The sequence below is a fragment of the Pseudomonas sp. AC193 genome, assembly GCF_979258075.1.
This window is the reverse complement of sequence record NZ_OZ409832.1, coordinates 608,297-626,182: the sequence shown is the minus strand read 5'-3', so window position 1 is coordinate 626,182 and position 17,886 is coordinate 608,297. Positions and strand designations below refer to the sequence as shown.

Here is a 17,886-nt window from a genome sequence, read left to right as displayed (position 1 = left end):
AGGGGATTTTTGTGGCGAGGGGATTTATCCCCGTTTGAGTGCGCAGCGCTCACAAGATTTTGGGGCCGCTGCGCAGCCCAGCGGGGATAAATCCCCTCGCCACATAATCCCCAGGCCACAAAATCCCATTGCCACATAAATCCCCTCGCCACTTAAATCCCCTTGCCACAAAAAATCCTCTGACCATAAAGACTTGGCCACAAAGAACCTATGAAACCCGATAAGCATTAGCGCTCAACCGCGGGACAGGAACACATCGGCCAGCAGTTGATTGCGCGGCAGTCCGGCCAGGTACAGACGCCGGGCGAAGGCGTCGACACTGGCCGTCGAGCCGCAGACTAAAGCCAGGGTTTGTCTGGAGACAAGGCGCAGTTGCGCCAAAGCGGCGGCTGACTCGGCCGCCGTCCACAGTTCGACACTGAGGTTTTCACGCTGGGCAGCAAGCGCCGCAAGGGGTTTGGCCAGGTAGTGTTCGCGATCGTCATGGGCCAGGTGAATGACACGGATTGCGCCTTGGTGATCCTGGCGCAACGCTTCACGCAGCACGCCGAACAGCGGGCCTAAACCAGTGCCTGCCGCGAGCAGCCACAGTGGCCGGTCATGCCAGTCGGCGTCGTAATGCAAAGCGCCGCCGCGCAGTTCGCCGAGGCGGATCGCATCGCCAATCTGCAAACGCCGGGCTGCGTCGCTGAATTCGCCGGGCTGGCGGCAATCAAGGTGGAATTCGAGAAAACGATCTTCTTCCGGCAAGCTCGCCAGCGAATACGGTCGGGCGATGTGATTGATCCACAGCACCAGATGCTGCCCGGCGCTGTAGCGCAATGGACGTTGCGGAGTCAGGCGCAGACGCAGCACGCTGTCGCTGAGCCAGTCCAGCGCTTCGACCACGGCCGGGCGACCGTCGGCAATCGGGTCAAAGGTGTGCACCTGCAAGTCTTCGGTCACCTGACATTGGCAGGCCAGTCTCCAGCCTTCTTGCCGCTGTTCGGCACTCAAGGCATCCGGGCGACTGTCAGCAGGCAAGCCTTGCACGCATTGCACCAGACACGCATGGCAACTGCCGGCGCGGCAGCTGTACGGCACGGCAACGCCATTCTGGTTGAGGGCGTCGAGCAGATTAGTGCCCGGCGCCACCGACCACTGCCGTTCACCGACGCGAAGTTCAGGCATCGACGTTCTCCCACGCCGCCGCACAGCGATTACGCCCGTCGCGCTTGGCCCGATAGAGTGCCTGATCGGCGCGATGCAACGCGTCGTCCAGATCATCGCCCATTTCCAACAAAGTCATACCGACCGAAAGACTCAGGTTGCGCACATTCAGGCCCACCAGTTCGACATCGGCGAACGCAACGCGCAGACGTTCGCAGCACGCGGTCAACTGTTCGGCATCGCAGTTGGGCAGCAACACCACGAACTCTTCACCCCCGTAGCGCGCCAGCACATCACCGTCGCGCAAGCACGCTTGAGCAACGCCGGCGAACGCCTGCAACACTTGATCGCCGGCGGCATGGCCGTGCATGTCGTTGATACGTTTGAAGTGATCGAGGTCGATCAGCGCCAGGCCGTGCGCCACGTCTTCGTCCATTTCATTCAGCTCGCGCGAGGCCAGACGCAGGAAGTGACGGCGGTTGAACAACCCGGTCAGCTCATCGGTGGCGACCAGATCTTCCAGCTGCCGCATCATCCCGCGCAGGGTGTCTTGGTGCGCCTGCAAGGCAAACCGGCGCTGACGCTGGCGTTGTCGCGAGACCTGAACGAAGCGTGCGTAGAGCACCAGCCACGCCAGCACCATCGCCAGAATGCACACTTGCAACGCGGCCAATGCGGGCTCGGCCAAGCGGAAGTTGTAACCGTCCCACAAGGTGATGGCGCAGAAACTGAAGAACACCAGCAGCGCCGTTCGAATGAACGCGCGTCGACTGAGATGGAACAGCCCGAACAGCAGGATCAGCACGTAAAAAACCAGAAAGGCGCCACGCGCCTCATCCAGATGGGCGATCAGCCAGGTTTGCCAGCCGAGGCCGAGCAGCACCTGCACTTCGGTCATGCTCGGATCGTCGAAGCGCTGATTGCGCCCGGGCCCAGAACAACACGAACAGGGTTGCCTGACTGATCACCACGAGGGCGCTGCCGACGGCCACAGTATTGAGGGATTGTTGGTAATGCCCGGTAAAAAACGCCAGCCACAGTAGCAGCAGAGCCAATCCATAGGTGGCTGCAGCAAGGGCAAAACGTTTGAGCAAAAGACGTTGTATGGCGTTATGGGTCAATCGTTGACTCACCGTGCGATAGGAGGCTGACTGAGTGTCCTACTCTACAGACCGGCTGCCACTTTAGAGGCGTAGTCGATAAATGACCACCGATTTTCGGGCCCGAAAATTGACGTCAAATGGATGACCTGCCTGCCTCGTATCTACGTCCCGGCGAGGTCCCCTGTGGCGAGGGGATTTATCCCCGTTGGGTTGCGAAGCGGCCCCCTGCGGTGTTCCAGTTAAATCAAGTGTTCAGGTTTAGCGACTGCTGCGCAGCCCAACGGGGATAAATCCCCTCGCCACAGGGGTATGGTGGTGGCAGTCAGTGTGCGGTATGCGACCAACGAATGACTGCCGGCGCGTGTATGCCCCTTTGATGCGCGGTATACTGCCGCGCCTTTTTAGCGTCGCGCCAGCAGCCCCGGCGTGCCCGGCCCCAAGGGCCAGCTTCAAGTTGCAAGCTTCAAGCCGCAAGCTCAAGCAGTCCGCGTACTGCTCCAACTTGCCGCTGATAGCTTGAAGCTTGTAGCTGCCCCATAGAATGTTCCCGTCTTTTAGAGGAGCGCGACTCATGACCGTGATCAAGCAAGACGACCTGATTCAGAGCGTTGCCGACGCCCTGCAATTCATTTCCTACTACCACCCCGTGGATTTCATCCAGGCGATGCACGAAGCCTACCTGCGCGAAGAATCGCCAGCGGCGCGTGACTCGATGGCGCAGATCCTGATCAACTCGCGCATGTGCGCCACCGGCCATCGCCCGATCTGCCAGGACACCGGTATCGTCACCGTGTTCGTGCGCGTCGGCATGGACGTGCGTTGGGATGGCGCCACCATGGGCCTGGACGACATGATCAACGAAGGCGTACGTCGCGCCTACAACCTGCCGGAAAACGTCCTGCGTGCCTCGATCCTCGCCGACCCGGCGGGCGCTCGTAAAAACACCAAAGACAACACCCCGGCCGTGATTCACTACTCCATCGTCCCGGGCAACACCGTGGAAGTGGACGTGGCGGCCAAGGGCGGCGGTTCCGAGAACAAGTCGAAAATGGCCATGCTCAACCCGTCCGACTCGATCGTTGACTGGGTGCTCAAGACCGTTCCGACCATGGGCGCCGGCTGGTGCCCACCGGGCATGCTCGGTATTGGCATCGGCGGCACCGCCGAGAAAGCTGCGGTGATGGCCAAAGAAGTGTTGATGGAATCCATCGACATCCACGAGCTCAAAGCCCGTGGCCCGCAGAACCGCATCGAAGAAATGCGTCTGGAACTGTTCGAGAAGGTCAACCAGTTGGGCATCGGCGCCCAGGGCCTCGGTGGCCTGACCACCGTGCTCGACGTGAAAATCATGGACTACCCGACCCACGCAGCCTCGCTGCCGGTGTGCATGATCCCGAACTGCGCCGCCACCCGTCACGCACACTTCGTGCTCGACGGTACAGGCCCGGCCTCGCTGGAAGCGCCACCGCTGGACGCCTACCCGGAAATCGTCTGGGAAGCCGGCCCGTCGGCTCGTCGCGTCAACCTCGACACCCTGACCCCGGAAGACGTGCAGAGCTGGAAGCCGGGCGAAACCGTCCTGCTCAACGGCAAAATGCTCACCGGTCGCGACGCCGCGCACAAGCGCATGGTCGAGATGCTCAACAAGGGTGAAACCCTTCCGGTCGACCTCAAAGGTCGCTTCATCTACTACGTTGGCCCGGTTGATCCGGTCGGTGACGAAGTGGTTGGCCCGGCTGGCCCGACCACCGCGACGCGGATGGACAAGTTCACCCGTCAGATCCTTGAGCAAACCGGCCTGTTGGGCATGATCGGCAAATCCGAGCGCGGCCCGACCGCAATCGAAGCGATCAAGGACAACAAAGCCGTGTACCTGATGGCTGTCGGCGGCGCTGCTTACCTGGTGGCTCAGGCGATCAAGAAGTCGAAAGTGCTGGCATTCGCCGAACTGGGCATGGAAGCGATCTACGAGTTCGAAGTCAAAGACATGCCGGTCACCGTTGCGGTGGACAGCAAAGGTGAGTCGGTACACATCACCGGCCCAGCGATCTGGCAACAGAAGATCAGCGAAAGCCTGGCGGTAGAAGTGCAGTAAGTTTTTGCAGCACCGAAAAAGGCCGATTCATCTGCGAGGATGAACCGGCCTTTTTTGTGGGCGTGACCATCGCGATAAAAACCCCGGAAAAGCATACAAAATGATCTTGCGCACCTGTCAGATCTGACAGGTTACGCCGCCTGCACTTCTTGATAGCGTCACTCCACCTGCCCCGCATCCGCGCAGTGGATGGAACCATGGCCGATCAAGACCTCAGCATCGTCACCCCGTCAATCTCCAGAAGCGCGTCGATTGCCACCATTGGCAAGGACTGGGGCGTGGTCGGCCCGACGGGCGCAGCTTCTTTTGTGTTGCCGATCCCCTCTTCTGCCGGACGTGGCTGGGATCCTCAACTGTCACTGTCTTACAGCAGCCAGACCGGCAATGGTTCATTCGGGATTGGCTGGGGAGTGGGCCTGGCGCAGATCAGTCGCCGTACCCACAAAGGCGTGCCGCGCTACACCGATCTCGACGAAATCGTCGGCCATGACGGCGAGGTGTGCAGACCTGAGTTTGAGAGCGATGGATCGATCAAATCGCGCCAGGAAAGTCAGTACAACGGTGTGGACATCGGCCTGCATGAGGTGGTGCGCTATTGGCCTGAGGTCGAAAGCGATTTTACTCTCCGCGAATACTGGAAGCCTGTAGCAGACCAAACGCCTTTCTGGCTGATTCATGGCGCCGATGGCTCGCTGCAGGTGTACGGCAAGACCGCGTCTTCACGCATTGCAGATCCGGATGATCCACAGCGCGTGAGCGCGTGGCTAATTTGCGAAAGCCTGAATTCACGTGGCGAACACATCTGCTACGAATACAAGGCCGATGAAAAGATCCCCGGCAGCGACGATGACCCCAGCGCCCAGCGATACCTGCAACGCGTCTGGTATGGCAATGGCGAGGCCAACGCGGACTTGTACGCCTGGAGTAACGCCAACCCTGCGGACATGAGTTGGCATTTTCATCTGCTGTTCGACTATGGCGAGCGCAGCACGGCGTACCCGGACAAACCTGCCTACGTCGGCGACAAGCCCTGGCTGCTGCGCAAGGACACGTTTTCCACTTACGGCCAAGGCTTTGAGGTCGGCACTCAGCGGCTGTGTCAGCAGGTGTTGATGTTCCATCATTTTCCGCTGGAAACGGGGCCCGACCCGGTGCTGGTTCGGCGGCTGTTGCTGGAGTACTCCAACAACCCGCAAACCGGCGGCTACAGCCTGCTGTCGGCCGCGCACTACCAAGCGTATGACAGCAGCGCTTACGTGGAAAACACACCTCCGGTGGAGTTTGACTACTCACCGTTCGTCATCAACAAAAGCCCTTCGCGCCTGTTTGAATCCGAGGCCATGCCGGGGATCGATACCGGGACGTATCGCTGCGTGGATTTGTACGGTGAAGGCGCTGTCGGTTTTCTCTGCTCCTACAACAATGCCTGGTACTACCGTGAGCCTTTCCGAGAAAGCAGCGGCCCGGATGCGATTGGCTACACACCGTGGACACTGCTGGAAAAAATCCCCGTCGCCAACAGCCAGCCGAACGCGCGGCAGATCCTCACCGATCAGACCGGAGACGGCCGGCTCGACTGGATCACGGTTGAACAAGGCATCAGCGGTTACAACACGTTGAATGCCGATCGGCGCTGGACGGCGTTCACCGCGTTCCGCACCTTCCCGGCGGAGTATTTGCACACCCTCGCACAACTCGGTGATCTGTCCGGCGATGGCCTCAGCTCGATTGCCTTGATCGGGCCGCACTCGGTGCGTCTGTATGCCAATCGCCGCGAGGAAGGTTTCGCCAAAGCCGAGGAAGTGGATCACACGCCCGACCGGTTGCCGTTGTTCGGTCATTCGCGCAGCCAACTGGTGATGCTGGGCAACTTGCGCGGCACCGACATGCCGGAGTTGTTCAGCATCAGTCACGATCAAATCAAGTGCTGGCCCAATCTCGGGCACGGCACATTTGCCCATGGCCGCGTCATCTCCAGCCTGCCTTTCACGTACGAGCAGTTCGATAGCGATCGGGTGCGCATCGCCGATCTGGACGGTTCCGGCGCCCCCGCCCTGCTCTATCTGAACAGTGAAGGCTTCGACATTTACCTGAACCGCGCCGGCAACGGTTTCGAGCAAACGCCGATCCACGTGCCGTGGCCGCACGACGTGCGTTATGACCCCTTGTGCCAGGTCACCGTCGCCGATCTGCAAGGTCTTGGCTGCGAGAGCCTGATCCTCACCGTAGCGCACAGCAAACCGCAGCACTGGCGCTATGACTTTGTCTCGGCCAAACCTTATCTGCTGACAGCCAGCAATAACAATATGGGCTGTAGCGCAAGCGTAAGTTACCGCAGCAGCGCGCAGGAATGGCTGGACGAGAAAACCCGACGGCTTGCCGAGCAGCCGACACAGACGCCGGCTTGTTACCTGCCGTTCCCGATTCAGGTGGTCAGCCGGCAAAGCCAACTGGATGAAATCACCGGCAATTGCACCACCCAGTTGTTCCGGTACGCCGAAGGTTTTTACGATGGCAAGGAGCGCATGTTTCGCGGCTTCGGCTTCGTCGAACAAACCGACAGTGAGAGCGCCAGTCCGGCTGATGACGCCAGCTTCACTGCGCCAGTGCGGGTGTGCAGCTGGTTTCATACCGGACAATCAATGGATCGCTCACGCGAGGGCTATTTCAAGCGTGACGCCGATGCCGTTGCGCTGGGCCGCACCGTGTTCAGCCAGTATCACCCCAGCGATGAATGCGATGTCGTGGTGACGCCACCCGAAGATGCTCACGACGAAATAGCCAGAGCACTGGCCGGTTCCATTGCCCGCATCGAAACCTACGCTGCCGACGCTGATCCGGCTGTCGCTGCGCCCTTCTCGGTGCAGGAAACCCGCTATCTGATTCGCGAAGTTCGCCCCAAAGGTTCACACGATGCGGCGCGGGTATTGCTGCCGATGGCGCTGGAACAGATCAACTACGCCTACGACCGGTTTATCGACGACCCACTGTGCACTCACGACATTACGCTGTGCCGGAATGCGTACGGATTGCCAACCCATAACGTGACAGTCAGCTACGCCCGGCGCCTGACTGAAGCCTCGCCGCCGCCCTTTACCGATCCGGATCATCAGCAATGGTGGCGCGACGCTCATGATCCCGCGCAACAGTCTTACTACCTGAAAGAGAGCCGGGCGCGGTTTATCGACCTGAATCAGAATCCACAACAATGGCGGCTGGGCCTGACTTTTCAGCAGCGCGGCAATGCCTTGGTACTGCCTAAAGGTTCTCTGCCCGAAGGCCTGTCGCCCGCTCAAGTGTCGTACGAACACCTGATCGAACATCAGGGCTCACTGCATTGGCAGACCGAACGCGTGCTGACCACACAATCGGTGCAGCGTTATCTCAAGACCCTCGACCAGTCTCCCCTGCCGGACGGTGAAGCCGAATTTGCAGCGTTGCCGGGGCCTCTCGAACTGGCGCAAATGGACAAGACCGCGCTGGACGCCTACAGCGAATTGGCGAACTTCGATATTCGCGCGCAACTGACCCGCATCGGTTACACCCCGATGCCGTTTTTGTTCAAGCAAACGCCCGAGGACGACAGCGCTCGCAATCTCTGGTCGTCGCGCTACAACTTCGCCCGTTATGCCGGGCCGGAAGGTTTTTACAAAGTCCAGGCGTTCAACGAAACGCCCAGCCACGGCGTGACCACGGCCGAATACGACGCTTACCGTTTGGCGGTCACTCGGGTGGTGTTGCCTGATGGCTGCACGACCCACGCTCGATACGATTATTTGCATCAGCTCCCTGAGCAGATTACCGACGCCAACGACAACATCGAAGAAGTGATTTACCTGCCCTCGGGTCAACCGCTGGCGGTGAGTTTCTACGGCACTGAAAACAGTGTGCCGGCGGGATTCCAGCCGCTAAGCGAGTATCAGTTGCCGAAGGATCTAGACCCGGCAGCGGCCATCGAACATCCGGCCAAAGCGGTGCAAAAAGCCGCCAGTACATTGCGCAAGAATCTGTTCAGCTGGATGGGCAATGTCTTGCCTGATGTCAGCACCGAACAACTGCTCGAATGGACTGGCCAGCGCCATGTTTTGCCCAGCGGCCATATACGTGCCAGTGCGCGTCTGCAGCTTGCTCGCTCGCAGGTTCTGACACCCGCACAACAACTGTTGAGTGCCGCCGTTGCTGCGGCCGCGCGCGATCCGGTGCACAGCGTGATGCTCAGCGCCGACCGTTACCCCGATGATGCAACGGCGGCGCAGATCCATATCGTCAAAGCCTGTGTCGACGGCTTCGGGCGGCCCTTGCAGACTCAACATCGGGTCGATCCCGGTCTGGCGTATGTCGTGGCGGCTGACGGCTCGCTGGTCATCGAAAACGGTCAATTGGTTGAAGCGTTGGCTGATCCGCGCTGGCGCATCAGCGAACGCATCGACTACAACAACAAAGGGCTGCCGATCCGCCAATACCGCGCGTTTTTTGCCAACGTCCACGGTTACGTCAACGACCACTCCCTGCGCGAATACGGCTTTTACGATCAACTGTTTTATGACGAGCTTGGGCGGCTGATCAAAGTGATCAATGCCACCGGTGACTTCTCTCGCGAGACTTATCACCCTTGGTATAAAACCAGCGAAGACGCCAATGACACCGCAGAACCGGCGCCTGCAAAACCCTCGCGGACGCTGCACTGATGGACAGCGACGTCCATCTGCGCACACCGTCACTGACGGTGAACAATGGCTGTGGCTGGCCGGTTCGGCAGATCGCCTACCTGCGCACGGTTGCCGATGAAACGCCTGTCGCCCTGGTCAGCCGTCAGCAACACGACGTTGCCGGACGGATCATCAAGCAATGGGATGCGCGCCTGCCGCATCCCAATCTCACTAGTGTTTACGGGTTGGACGGTGCGCCACTGAAAGTCGATAGCGTCGACGCTGGCTGGCGCTTGAACCTGCCGGGGCTGGCCGGGGAAATCCTTGAACGCCGCGATGAACGCGGCAGTCTTTGGCGCACGACATACGATGAGCAGTTACGCGTTGTCGCTGTAGAAGAAAACGCCCAGCCGAATGTTGAAACCTTTAGTTATGCCGATGGCTTGGCCGATGCCGGTCAGAACTTGCGGGGCCGTCTTCTCAGCCACATGGATCAGTCCGGCGGTCTGGCGATGCACAGCTACGGACTGGCGGGCTCGACGCTGCACGATACGCGCACCTTTCACGATGCTCAGGCGTTTTCCAGCGCTCGCACGTTCGGCCCTCTAGGGCCTGTGCTGGAGCAAACCGATGCCGGTGGCCACCGGCAACAATCGCATTACGATCTGGCCGGCCAGCTCAGCCACGTAGCGTTAAAAATCGATGCTGCAACCGATTGGCTGCGTGTGCTGCTCGAGGCGCAGTACAACGCTGCCGGGCAAATCATCCTGCAGCAAACGGGCAACGGTGTAACCAGCCGCTGGCACTACGATTCGGCCAACGGACGCCTGCATCGGCAATCGGCGACATCGCAGCAGTCGGCAACGCTGCAAGACTTTGAGTATGCATACGATCGCGTCGGCAACCTCACCCGAATCCTCGACCACGTCTTTACGCCCAGTTACTTCGCCAACCAGCGGGTTGATGGCCACCGCGAGTTCAGTTACGACTCGCTGTACCGGTTGAGCAGTGCCAGTGGTTACGACGATGCCGCGCCCACTGATCATCCGGGCCGACCCGAACCGGGCAACCCTGCTGACCGGCGCAATTACTTGCAGACCTATGCGTACGACAGCGGCGGCAACCTGATCGAACTGCGCCATGTGCGCGCTGACGCCAACCTGACGCAACGGATGTCGATCGACCCGAACAGCAATCGCGCCGTACGTAGCAATGAACTCGATCCGCAGCCTGACTTTGACACACTGTTCGACCGCCACGGCAACCTGCTGACGCTGCAACCTGGTCATCCAATGACATGGAGCGCACGCGATCAACTGACCGACGTCACGCTGGTGAAGCGCGATAACGATCCCGATGATCAAGAGCACTATCGCTATAGCCAAGGGGGGCGCGTCTACAAGCGTCACGACTTCGATTCGAATAAACACTTCCACGAAGTGCGTTACCTGCCAGGGCTGGAAATCCGCCGCAAAGACAATGGCGAAGAGTTGCACGTGATCAGCGTCGGCAACGCACGGTGCCTGCATTGGGCAGCTTCACCGCCCTCCGGGATTCCTCAGAATCAACTGCGCTACACCCTCGAAGATCACTTGGGCTCGTGTCTGTTGGAGCTGGATCAACTGGGCCAGACCATCAGCCACGAAGGCTATTACCCGTTCGGTGCCACGGCCTGGATGACGGCACGCTCACTGATCGAAGTCGCCTACAAATTCATTCGTTACTCGGGCAAGGAAATGGATGTCAGCGGTCTGTATTACTACGGTGCGCGCTACTACGCGCCGTGGGTACAGCGTTGGGTCAGCGCCGACCCGTTGGGCGCAGTGGACGGGCTGAATCTGTATGCGTTCGTGGGCAACAATCCGTTGCGCTATGTGGATGCAGGCGGGGGCAGTAAAGCGCAAGCGGATATCAGGCTGTCTTCGGCCTTCATCTCTGCTGTAGGCGAGTTTGCCGATCACACCAATCGCGTGATGCATAACGTTATCAACCAAAAGCACCTTGTCCGAAACTTGTTGGTCAACTCAGCAGTGGACGTGGGCAAAGGCATCGCGGGCAGTTTGCTCGGCGAGGCTCCGGCAGCGCTTGTCGACGGTCTGGTTCCCAGCGTGCCAGGCATCCCTTTTCTGGCAACCGGTGGATTGACCGCCGGCAATCTCGTCGGGGATGCGGTCGACGCTATCGTCAACCCGCTGGCAAACATGGCTGCGAGCAAAACGGGACTGGTATACGGTCCACTGATACCGCAGACCTCAACCATGTCAGTGACCAGAATCAACAGCAAACTGGGCATCAAGGAAGATACCAAAGACATCACAAGCGCCAGTGATTTTATGGATCAAGTGGTCAACCCGGCACTCGATGCCGTGCTCAACCCGGAATTTGTGATGAACCGGATCATCGGCTCTTTTCTGTCGGTTGTTCCCACTTCGCTCAGCCTGTTTTCGCGTGCCATTGAAGTCGAAGACATCAAGAACGGTCTGGATCCCGTGAAGGTGGGCAAGATCGAATCGATGTACACCGATTGGCAAGCCGCCGTCAGTGAGCACGCAGCCTCTTACGAAGCCGCGTTCAAGATACTCGGCACCGATGTCATCGCCTCCTCGGGGATAGGCAAAAGCGCTATCAGCCTGGCGTCCTTACGCCAGCAAACCCAAACCGTGCAGGCGGATATCAGCCTCGGCCTGGCGGGCATTGCTGCCTACAGGCAAATGAACACTACCGACAACCGCTATTTAAGAGCGCAAGCCCACCCGCAAAACAAGGCCCACTCGCGTCTGTACAACTGGTGGACGCATGAGAACAAAATGTAGCTCGATCCATTGGCAGACACCTGCTCTGAAGGTGCGGGACAGCCGTCAGTTGACGGTGCGCGAGGTGCGCTATTTGCGCAGCGCAGAGTCGGTTGAAGCGCAGCCGCTGGTGACTCGCCAGCAATATAATCCTGCCGGTCATCAGGTGGAACAACGAGATCCGCGCCTGCTCGACGCCAGCACGCCTGCCAATATCGCGACCGTTTACTCGCTGTCCGCTCACCCGCTGATGATCGACAGCGTCGACGCCGGTTGGCGACTGAACCTGCCGGGCATGGCCGGACAAGCGCTGGAGCGTTGGGACGGGCGCGGTAACCACTGGCAAACCTGCTTTGATGAGCAACTGCGCGTATTGAGTGAGGCAACCGCCGACTCTGGCCACCTGGAAACGCGCAACTACGCCGATGCCTCAGCCGACAGTGGCCACAATCTGTGCGGCCAGATGACCACATTGAAAGACACCTCAGGCTCGCTGACCTTCCAGAGCTTTGCCTTGCTCGGTCAGCCGCTTGAACAAACCCGCACCTTTGCAGATTCGCAATCTCACACCAGCCGGCAATCGTTCGGCTCGCTAAATCAGTTGCTGACGCAAACCGACGCGGGTGGTCATCGACAGACTTTTTCTTACGATGTGGCCGGCCAGGTCGCGCAGATTTCTTTACAGCGTCAGGGCAGTGAACCTCAAAGCATCTTGCAAGGTGCGCAATACAACGCTCACGGCCAGATCATCGAGCGGCTGGCGGCCAATAACGTCGTCAGCCAATGGCTTTACGATCCTGCCAATGATTGGCTGCTAAGCGCTCAAGCCGGCGTTGCCGGGCAACCGCTGCTGCAAAACTTTACATACGCCTACGATGCCGTCGGCAATGTACTGCGTATCGACGATTCCACATTTACACCGGTGTATTTCGCCAACCAGTACATTGATGGCCACCGAGCGTTCAGCTATGACTCGCTTGATCGGTTGCTCACGGCCAGCGGCCATGACGCCGCCCCGGCCTCTGAGATTCCGGGCAGACCCTCGCCCAGTGATCCGAACAACCTGCGCAATTACACGCAGCACTTTGAATACGATGTGGCCGGCAACCTGATCAAACAGGTGCACGAACGCGCCACGGGCGGCTACACGCGACAGATGCAAGTCGCGCCATCGAGCAACCGTGCGCTGCCTTGGCAAGCCGACGATCCGCCACCGGATTTCGCCACTGCTTTCGATGCCCATGGCAACCTGCTCAACTTGCGCCACGGCCCGCAACTGGCCTGGAACGCGCTGGACCAACTGCGCCAGATCACCCTGCTCAAGCGCAACAATTCTTTAGCAGATGATCAGGAAGCGTACCTCTACAGCCTGGGCGAACGCGTCTCCAAACGCCTTGAAACCCACAGCGTCGGCGCATCACATTTTCAACAGGTGCGTTACTTGCCGGGGCTGGAAATCCGCACCCGCGACAGCGGCGAAGAGCTGCACGTCATCATCCTGCCCGACAACGTGCGTTGCCTGCATTGGCGTAACGCGCCACCGCCGGACGTCGCCAACAATCAACTGCGTTACAGCCTCGGTGATCATCTGGGTTCGAGCGCGATGGAACTTGATCAACAGGGGCAAGTGCTCAGTCAGGAAACCTACTATCCGTTTGGTGGCACCGCGACCTGGCTGCCCCATTCCAAAAGCGCGGGGGATTACAAAACCATTCGTTATTCGGGCAAGGAGATGGATGTCAGCGGCCTGTATTACTACGGTGCGCGGTATTACGCACCCTGGTTGCAGCGCTGGGTGAGCGCGGATCCGGCGGGGGATGTGGATGGGCTGAATGTGTATGTGATGGTGGGGAATAATCCGCTGACCTACATCGATCCTGATGGACGCGCGCTGGACAAGTCCCCAGGTTGGATAGCGATCGCTGCCGGGTTTAAATCCGAGACGAATCGGTTCGTGGAAGAATTTGGAGATGACGACAATGCAATGACACCTGAGCAACGCAAAGCTACGACCTTCAAGCAGTTTCTGAGCAAAAAAAGTGGCATTGGCGCATTGACTAGAGGGGGCGTCCTCGGCGGGTCATTAGGAACTTCTATTGGTATAGCCGTGGGCGAAGCCGTGCCCTTTGAGAATATGTCCGCCTATATAGGGCCGGTTTTAGGCGCGCTCGGCACTTACGCAGGTGGTCATGCCTACGCTTATGTTCGATACATATTCTTCAAAAACAATGTTCTGAGTGCAGCGACTCAGTTCGCGCACAAACAGGCAGTTGAGGCAAGACGACTTGCAGAGAGGGCGCAAGGCACTATTCCAGTCGACGTACTAAATGAAATTGCCACTCTTGAGAAAAATGCCATGCACGAAATGACGACGGCTATGCAACGCTGGTCAGCGGTTGACCGACTACGATTCACCACCGGGACGCCGGCAGGTGAATCGGTGACAGCGTTTCTCGAACGGTTCGTAGACTTTGAAAAAACCATGCTCGGTGGAACTGCTGACGTGGTCGAACCTGTGGATACTGAAAGTCAGGGAGCCAGATCCTCGATCAGTGGCTCACTTGACGACCCCGCTTCTGCAGCCGGTGACATCGCTCAAGCTGATTATTCCTGGTGGGCACAATTCAAAGGTTTCTTCAAAATAGGCACACGCCAAAATTCAATCCCAATGGATTCCCTTGCGTAACTGAAGAAATCCCCAGGTCACGGCACGATTACCTGCGCTCTCATGGGCCGCCATGCCCGCCCATGCTATCGTGCCCGCCCGACCTGCCACCCATCTGCCCAGCATGCTGCCGACTTCCCGTACCTTGCGTCTGTCGTTGTATTCCCTGCTGATCGTCGCCGGTGCGGCCGTTGCCGCGACCCTTGCCATCCGCCACGCCGAACGTCAGGCGCTGGAGGAAGATGCGGCGCGTGCCAATCAGCAACTGGCGTTGTACGCCAACTCGTTGCACACCCTGATCGACCGTTATCGCGCCTTGCCCGCCGTGCTGGCGCTGGATCCGCAATTGCGCTCGGCGCTGGCAGGTTCAGTGGATGCCGAAGAGCAGGCGACGCTGAATCTGAAGCTGGAAAAAATCAACGGTGCGGCGCAGTCCTCGACCCTTGAATTGCTCGACCACACGGGCCTTGCCGTGGCGGCGAGCAACTGGCGCCTGCCGAGCAGTTACGTCGGCCACAACTACGGCTTCCGTCCGTATTTCAGTCAGACCCGCACGCAGGGCACCGGGCGTTTTTACGCGGTGGGCGTGACCAGCGGCATTCCCGGTTACTTCCTGTCCAGCGCGGTGTTGGGCGACAAGGATGAGTTTCTCGGGGCGATGGTGGTCAAGCTGGAATTCCCCGAACTGGAACGGGAATGGAGCCAGGGCAGCGACACGCTGCTGGTCAGCGATGCGCGCGGGATCATCTTCATCGCCAATCAGCCAGGCTGGCGCTATCGCGCGCTGCGACCGCTGAGTTCCAGCGACATGGCCGAGATCAAAGCCACCCGCCAATACGACAAGCAAGCGCTGGTGCCGCTGACGCATCTGGCACTGCGCAGTTTTGACGACAACAGCGATCTACGCCGCGTTGAAGGCCCGCAAGGCACGGCGGATTATCTGTGGGAATCGTTGCCGCTGGCCGCCGAAGGCTGGACGTTGCATCTGCTGCGTCACCCGCAGGTGGCCTTCGAAGATTTGCGCAACGCCGGGCTCGCCGCTGCCGGGGTGTGGCTGGCGCTGGTGTTTTTGCTGTTGTTCCTCAATCAGCGCTGGCGTCTGGCGAAGATGCGTCAGCGCAGCCGCGAAGAACTCGAACAATTGGTCGAAGAACGCACCCGCGATTTGCGTACCGCGCAGGACGGTCTGGTGCAATCGGCCAAACTCGCGGCGCTGGGGCAGATGTCGGCGGCGCTGGCCCACGAAATCAATCAACCGCTGACCGCTCAGCGCATGCAACTGGCGACTCTGCGGCTGCTGCTCGACCATGGCCGCGTCGACGATGCATACAAAGCGTTGAAACCGGTGGACGAGATGCTCACGCGCATGGCGGCGCTCACGGGCCATCTGAAGACGTTCGCACGCAAGAGCCCGAGCGGTTTGCGCGAGCGGCTGGATCTGGCCACGGTGGTCGATCAGGCGCTGCAATTGCTCGACGCGCGACTGCGTGATGAACAGGTCAGTCTGGTGCTGCACCTGACGCGGCCGGCGTGGGTGCGCGGCGATGCGATCCGTCTCGAACAAGTGCTGATCAATCTGCTGCGCAACGCCCTTGATGCAATGCAAGGCAAAACCTGCAAGCGTCTGGAGATTCGTCTGGAAGCCGACGAACAATTGTGGCGCCTGAGCGTCATCGACAATGGCGGCGGCATTGCCGAAGAGCATCTGAGTCAGGTGTTCGATCCGTTCTTCACCACCAAACCGGTAGGCGACGGTTTGGGTCTGGGGTTGGCGGTTTCCTTCGCCATCGTGCATGAATCCGGCGGTCGCCTGAGCGCCGACAATGGCGAGAGCGGCGCGGTGTTCAGCCTGACGCTGCCGATCGATCTGGAGGCGCATATCTAATGCTCAATTCGGTGATGGTGGTCGATGACGAAAGCAGTATTCGCAACGCGGTCGAGCAGTGGCTGAGCCTGTCGGGGTTCGAGGTGCAGTTGTTCAGCCGCGCCGAAGAATGCCTCGCCGCCCTGCCCGCGCATTTCCCCGGGGTGATCCTCAGCGACGTGCGCATGCCGGGCATCGGTGGCTTGGCGCTGTTGGCCGAAGTGCAAAAGCGCGATGCTGATTTGCCGGTAATTTTGCTCACCGGCCACGGCGATGTGCCGATGGCGGTCGAAGCGATGCGCGATGGTGCGTACGACTTTCTGGAAAAACCGTTCAGCCCGGAAACGCTGTTGGGCAGCTTGCGCCGGGCACTGGATAAACGCCGCCTGGTACTGGAAAACCGCGCGCTGCACGAGCAGGCCGACAACCGCGCCAAACTCGATACAACGTTGCTCGGGGTGTCGCGTGGTTTGCAGACACTGCGTCGGCAAGTGCTCGATCTGGCGGCGCTGCCGGTCAACGTGTTGATCCGCGGTGAAACCGGCAGTGGCAAGGAATTGGTTGCGCGCTGCCTGCATGATTTCGGCCCGCGTGCGGACAAGCCGTTTGTGGCGCTGAACTGCGCGGCGATCCCCGAGCAGTTGTTTGAGGCCGAGTTGTTCGGGCATGAGAGCGGCGCGTTTACCGGTGCTTCGGGCAAGCGTATCGGCAAGCTGGAATATGCGTCTGGCGGCACGTTGTTTCTCGATGAAATCGAAAGCATGCCGCTGGCGCAGCAGGTGAAATTGCTGCGGGTGTTGCAGGAACAGAAGCTCGAGCGCTTGGGTTCGAATCAGAGTATTCGCGTAGATCTGCGCATTGTTGCGGCGACCAAACCGGATTTGCTCGACGAGGCTCGCGCCGGGCGTTTTCGTGAGGATCTGGCGTATCGCTTGAACGTCGCAGAGTTGCGCTTGCCGCCGCTGCGTGATCGTCGTGAGGACATTCCTTTACTGTTTGAAACCTTCGCGCAGAGTGCGGCTGAACGCTTGGGGCGGACTTTTCCGCCGTTGAGCGGCGCGCAGTTGAGTCATCTGCTCAGCCACGACTGGCCGGGGAATGTGCGGGAACTGGCGAACGTCGCCGAGCGACAAGTGCTGGGGCTGGATGAACCGGCTCCGGGGATTGATCCGGGGCAATCGCTGGCGGCGCAGCAGGAAGCGTTTGAAGCGCAGTGTTTGCGCGCGGCGCTGACGCGGCACAAGGGTGATGTGAAAGCGGTGCTTGAAGAGCTGCAACTGCCGCGCCGTACGTTTAACGAAAAGATGCAGCGGCATGGGTTGAGTCGGGAGATGTTTCTGTAGCGCATGTACTGGCGCCTTCGCGAGCAAGCCCGCTCCCACAGTTGACCGTATTTCTCCTGATGAAATGCGGTCAACTGTGGGAGCGGGCTTGCTCGCGAAGAGGCCCGACCCGACACCACAAACCCCATCCTGCATAAGCGTTTTTCCGCTCATCCCATTCCAACAATAAGCGGATTTCCGCTCACCCGATCCCGTCACCCCCTCTAAACCGCCCCTCCCCCCGTTG

7 protein-coding genes and 1 pseudogene are annotated in these 17,886 nt (G+C 59.6%); 6 read left to right on the top strand and 2 right to left on the bottom strand.

Annotated elements, in window-relative coordinates; all coding sequences use genetic code 11:
- Positions 1–234: 234 nt before the first annotated feature.
- Positions 235–1,170: an iron-sulfur-binding ferredoxin reductase gene (locus ACZZ0D_RS02945; protein WP_463552425.1), complete on the bottom strand. Its 936-nt coding sequence runs from the start codon at positions 1,168–1,170 to the stop codon at positions 235–237.
- Positions 1,163–2,270 (bottom strand): annotated as a pseudogene (locus tag ACZZ0D_RS02940) (GGDEF domain-containing protein). Before ACZZ0D_RS02940 ends, ACZZ0D_RS02945 begins: the two are co-directional and overlap by 8 nt.
- A gap of 553 nt (positions 2,271–2,823) precedes the next feature.
- Here ACZZ0D_RS02940 and ACZZ0D_RS02935 point away from each other — a divergent pair.
- From ACZZ0D_RS02935 to ACZZ0D_RS02910, 6 genes are all read left to right on the top strand, one after another.
- A complete protein-coding gene (locus ACZZ0D_RS02935; RefSeq protein ID WP_122589657.1) occupies positions 2,824–4,347 on the top strand; it encodes a fumarate hydratase in 1,524 nt (507 codons plus the stop codon).
- A gap of 197 nt (positions 4,348–4,544) precedes the next feature.
- Positions 4,545–9,035 (top strand): SpvB/TcaC N-terminal domain-containing protein, encoded by a 4,491-nt coding sequence (locus ACZZ0D_RS02930; protein ID WP_463552424.1) that lies wholly within the window; start codon positions 4,545–4,547, stop codon positions 9,033–9,035.
- Complete coding sequence (locus ACZZ0D_RS02925; protein ID WP_463552423.1) at positions 9,035–11,809, top strand: RHS repeat domain-containing protein; 2,775 nt, start codon at positions 9,035–9,037, stop codon at positions 11,807–11,809. Before ACZZ0D_RS02930 ends, ACZZ0D_RS02925 begins: the two co-directional genes overlap by 1 nt.
- The gene (locus ACZZ0D_RS02920) at positions 11,793–14,474 is read left to right on the top strand and encodes an RHS repeat domain-containing protein (RefSeq protein ID WP_463552422.1); all 2,682 of its coding nucleotides are present in this window, start codon (positions 11,793–11,795) and stop codon (positions 14,472–14,474) included. The genes ACZZ0D_RS02925 and ACZZ0D_RS02920 overlap by 17 nt, the downstream gene beginning before the upstream one ends.
- 103 nt (positions 14,475–14,577) lie before the next feature.
- Positions 14,578–16,338, top strand: a complete 1,761-nt coding sequence (locus ACZZ0D_RS02915) for an ATP-binding protein (RefSeq protein ID WP_463554757.1) — start codon at positions 14,578–14,580, stop codon at positions 16,336–16,338.
- A complete protein-coding gene (locus tag ACZZ0D_RS02910; protein ID WP_159812554.1) occupies positions 16,338–17,660 on the top strand; it encodes a sigma-54-dependent transcriptional regulator in 1,323 nt (440 codons plus the stop codon). The genes ACZZ0D_RS02915 and ACZZ0D_RS02910 overlap by 1 nt, the downstream gene beginning before the upstream one ends.
- The last annotated feature ends 226 nt before the right edge of the window (positions 17,661–17,886 follow it).

What these genes read in the sequence shown, in the direction of transcription:
- ACZZ0D_RS02945 (WP_463552425.1), bottom strand. Translation starts at nt 1,170, where the DNA reads ATGCCTGAACTTCGCGTCGGTGAACGGCAGTGGTCGGTGGCGCCGGGC.
- ACZZ0D_RS02935 (WP_122589657.1), top strand. Translation starts at nt 2,824, where the DNA reads ATGACCGTGATCAAGCAAGACGACCTGATTCAGAGCGTTGCCGACGCC.
- ACZZ0D_RS02930 (WP_463552424.1), top strand. Translation starts at nt 4,545, where the DNA reads ATGGCCGATCAAGACCTCAGCATCGTCACCCCGTCAATCTCCAGAAGC.
- ACZZ0D_RS02925 (WP_463552423.1), top strand. Translation starts at nt 9,035, where the DNA reads ATGGACAGCGACGTCCATCTGCGCACACCGTCACTGACGGTGAACAAT.
- ACZZ0D_RS02920 (WP_463552422.1), top strand. Translation starts at nt 11,793, where the DNA reads ATGAGAACAAAATGTAGCTCGATCCATTGGCAGACACCTGCTCTGAAG.
- ACZZ0D_RS02915 (WP_463554757.1), top strand. Translation starts at nt 14,578, where the DNA reads ATGCTGCCGACTTCCCGTACCTTGCGTCTGTCGTTGTATTCCCTGCTG.
- ACZZ0D_RS02910 (WP_159812554.1), top strand. Translation starts at nt 16,338, where the DNA reads ATGCTCAATTCGGTGATGGTGGTCGATGACGAAAGCAGTATTCGCAAC.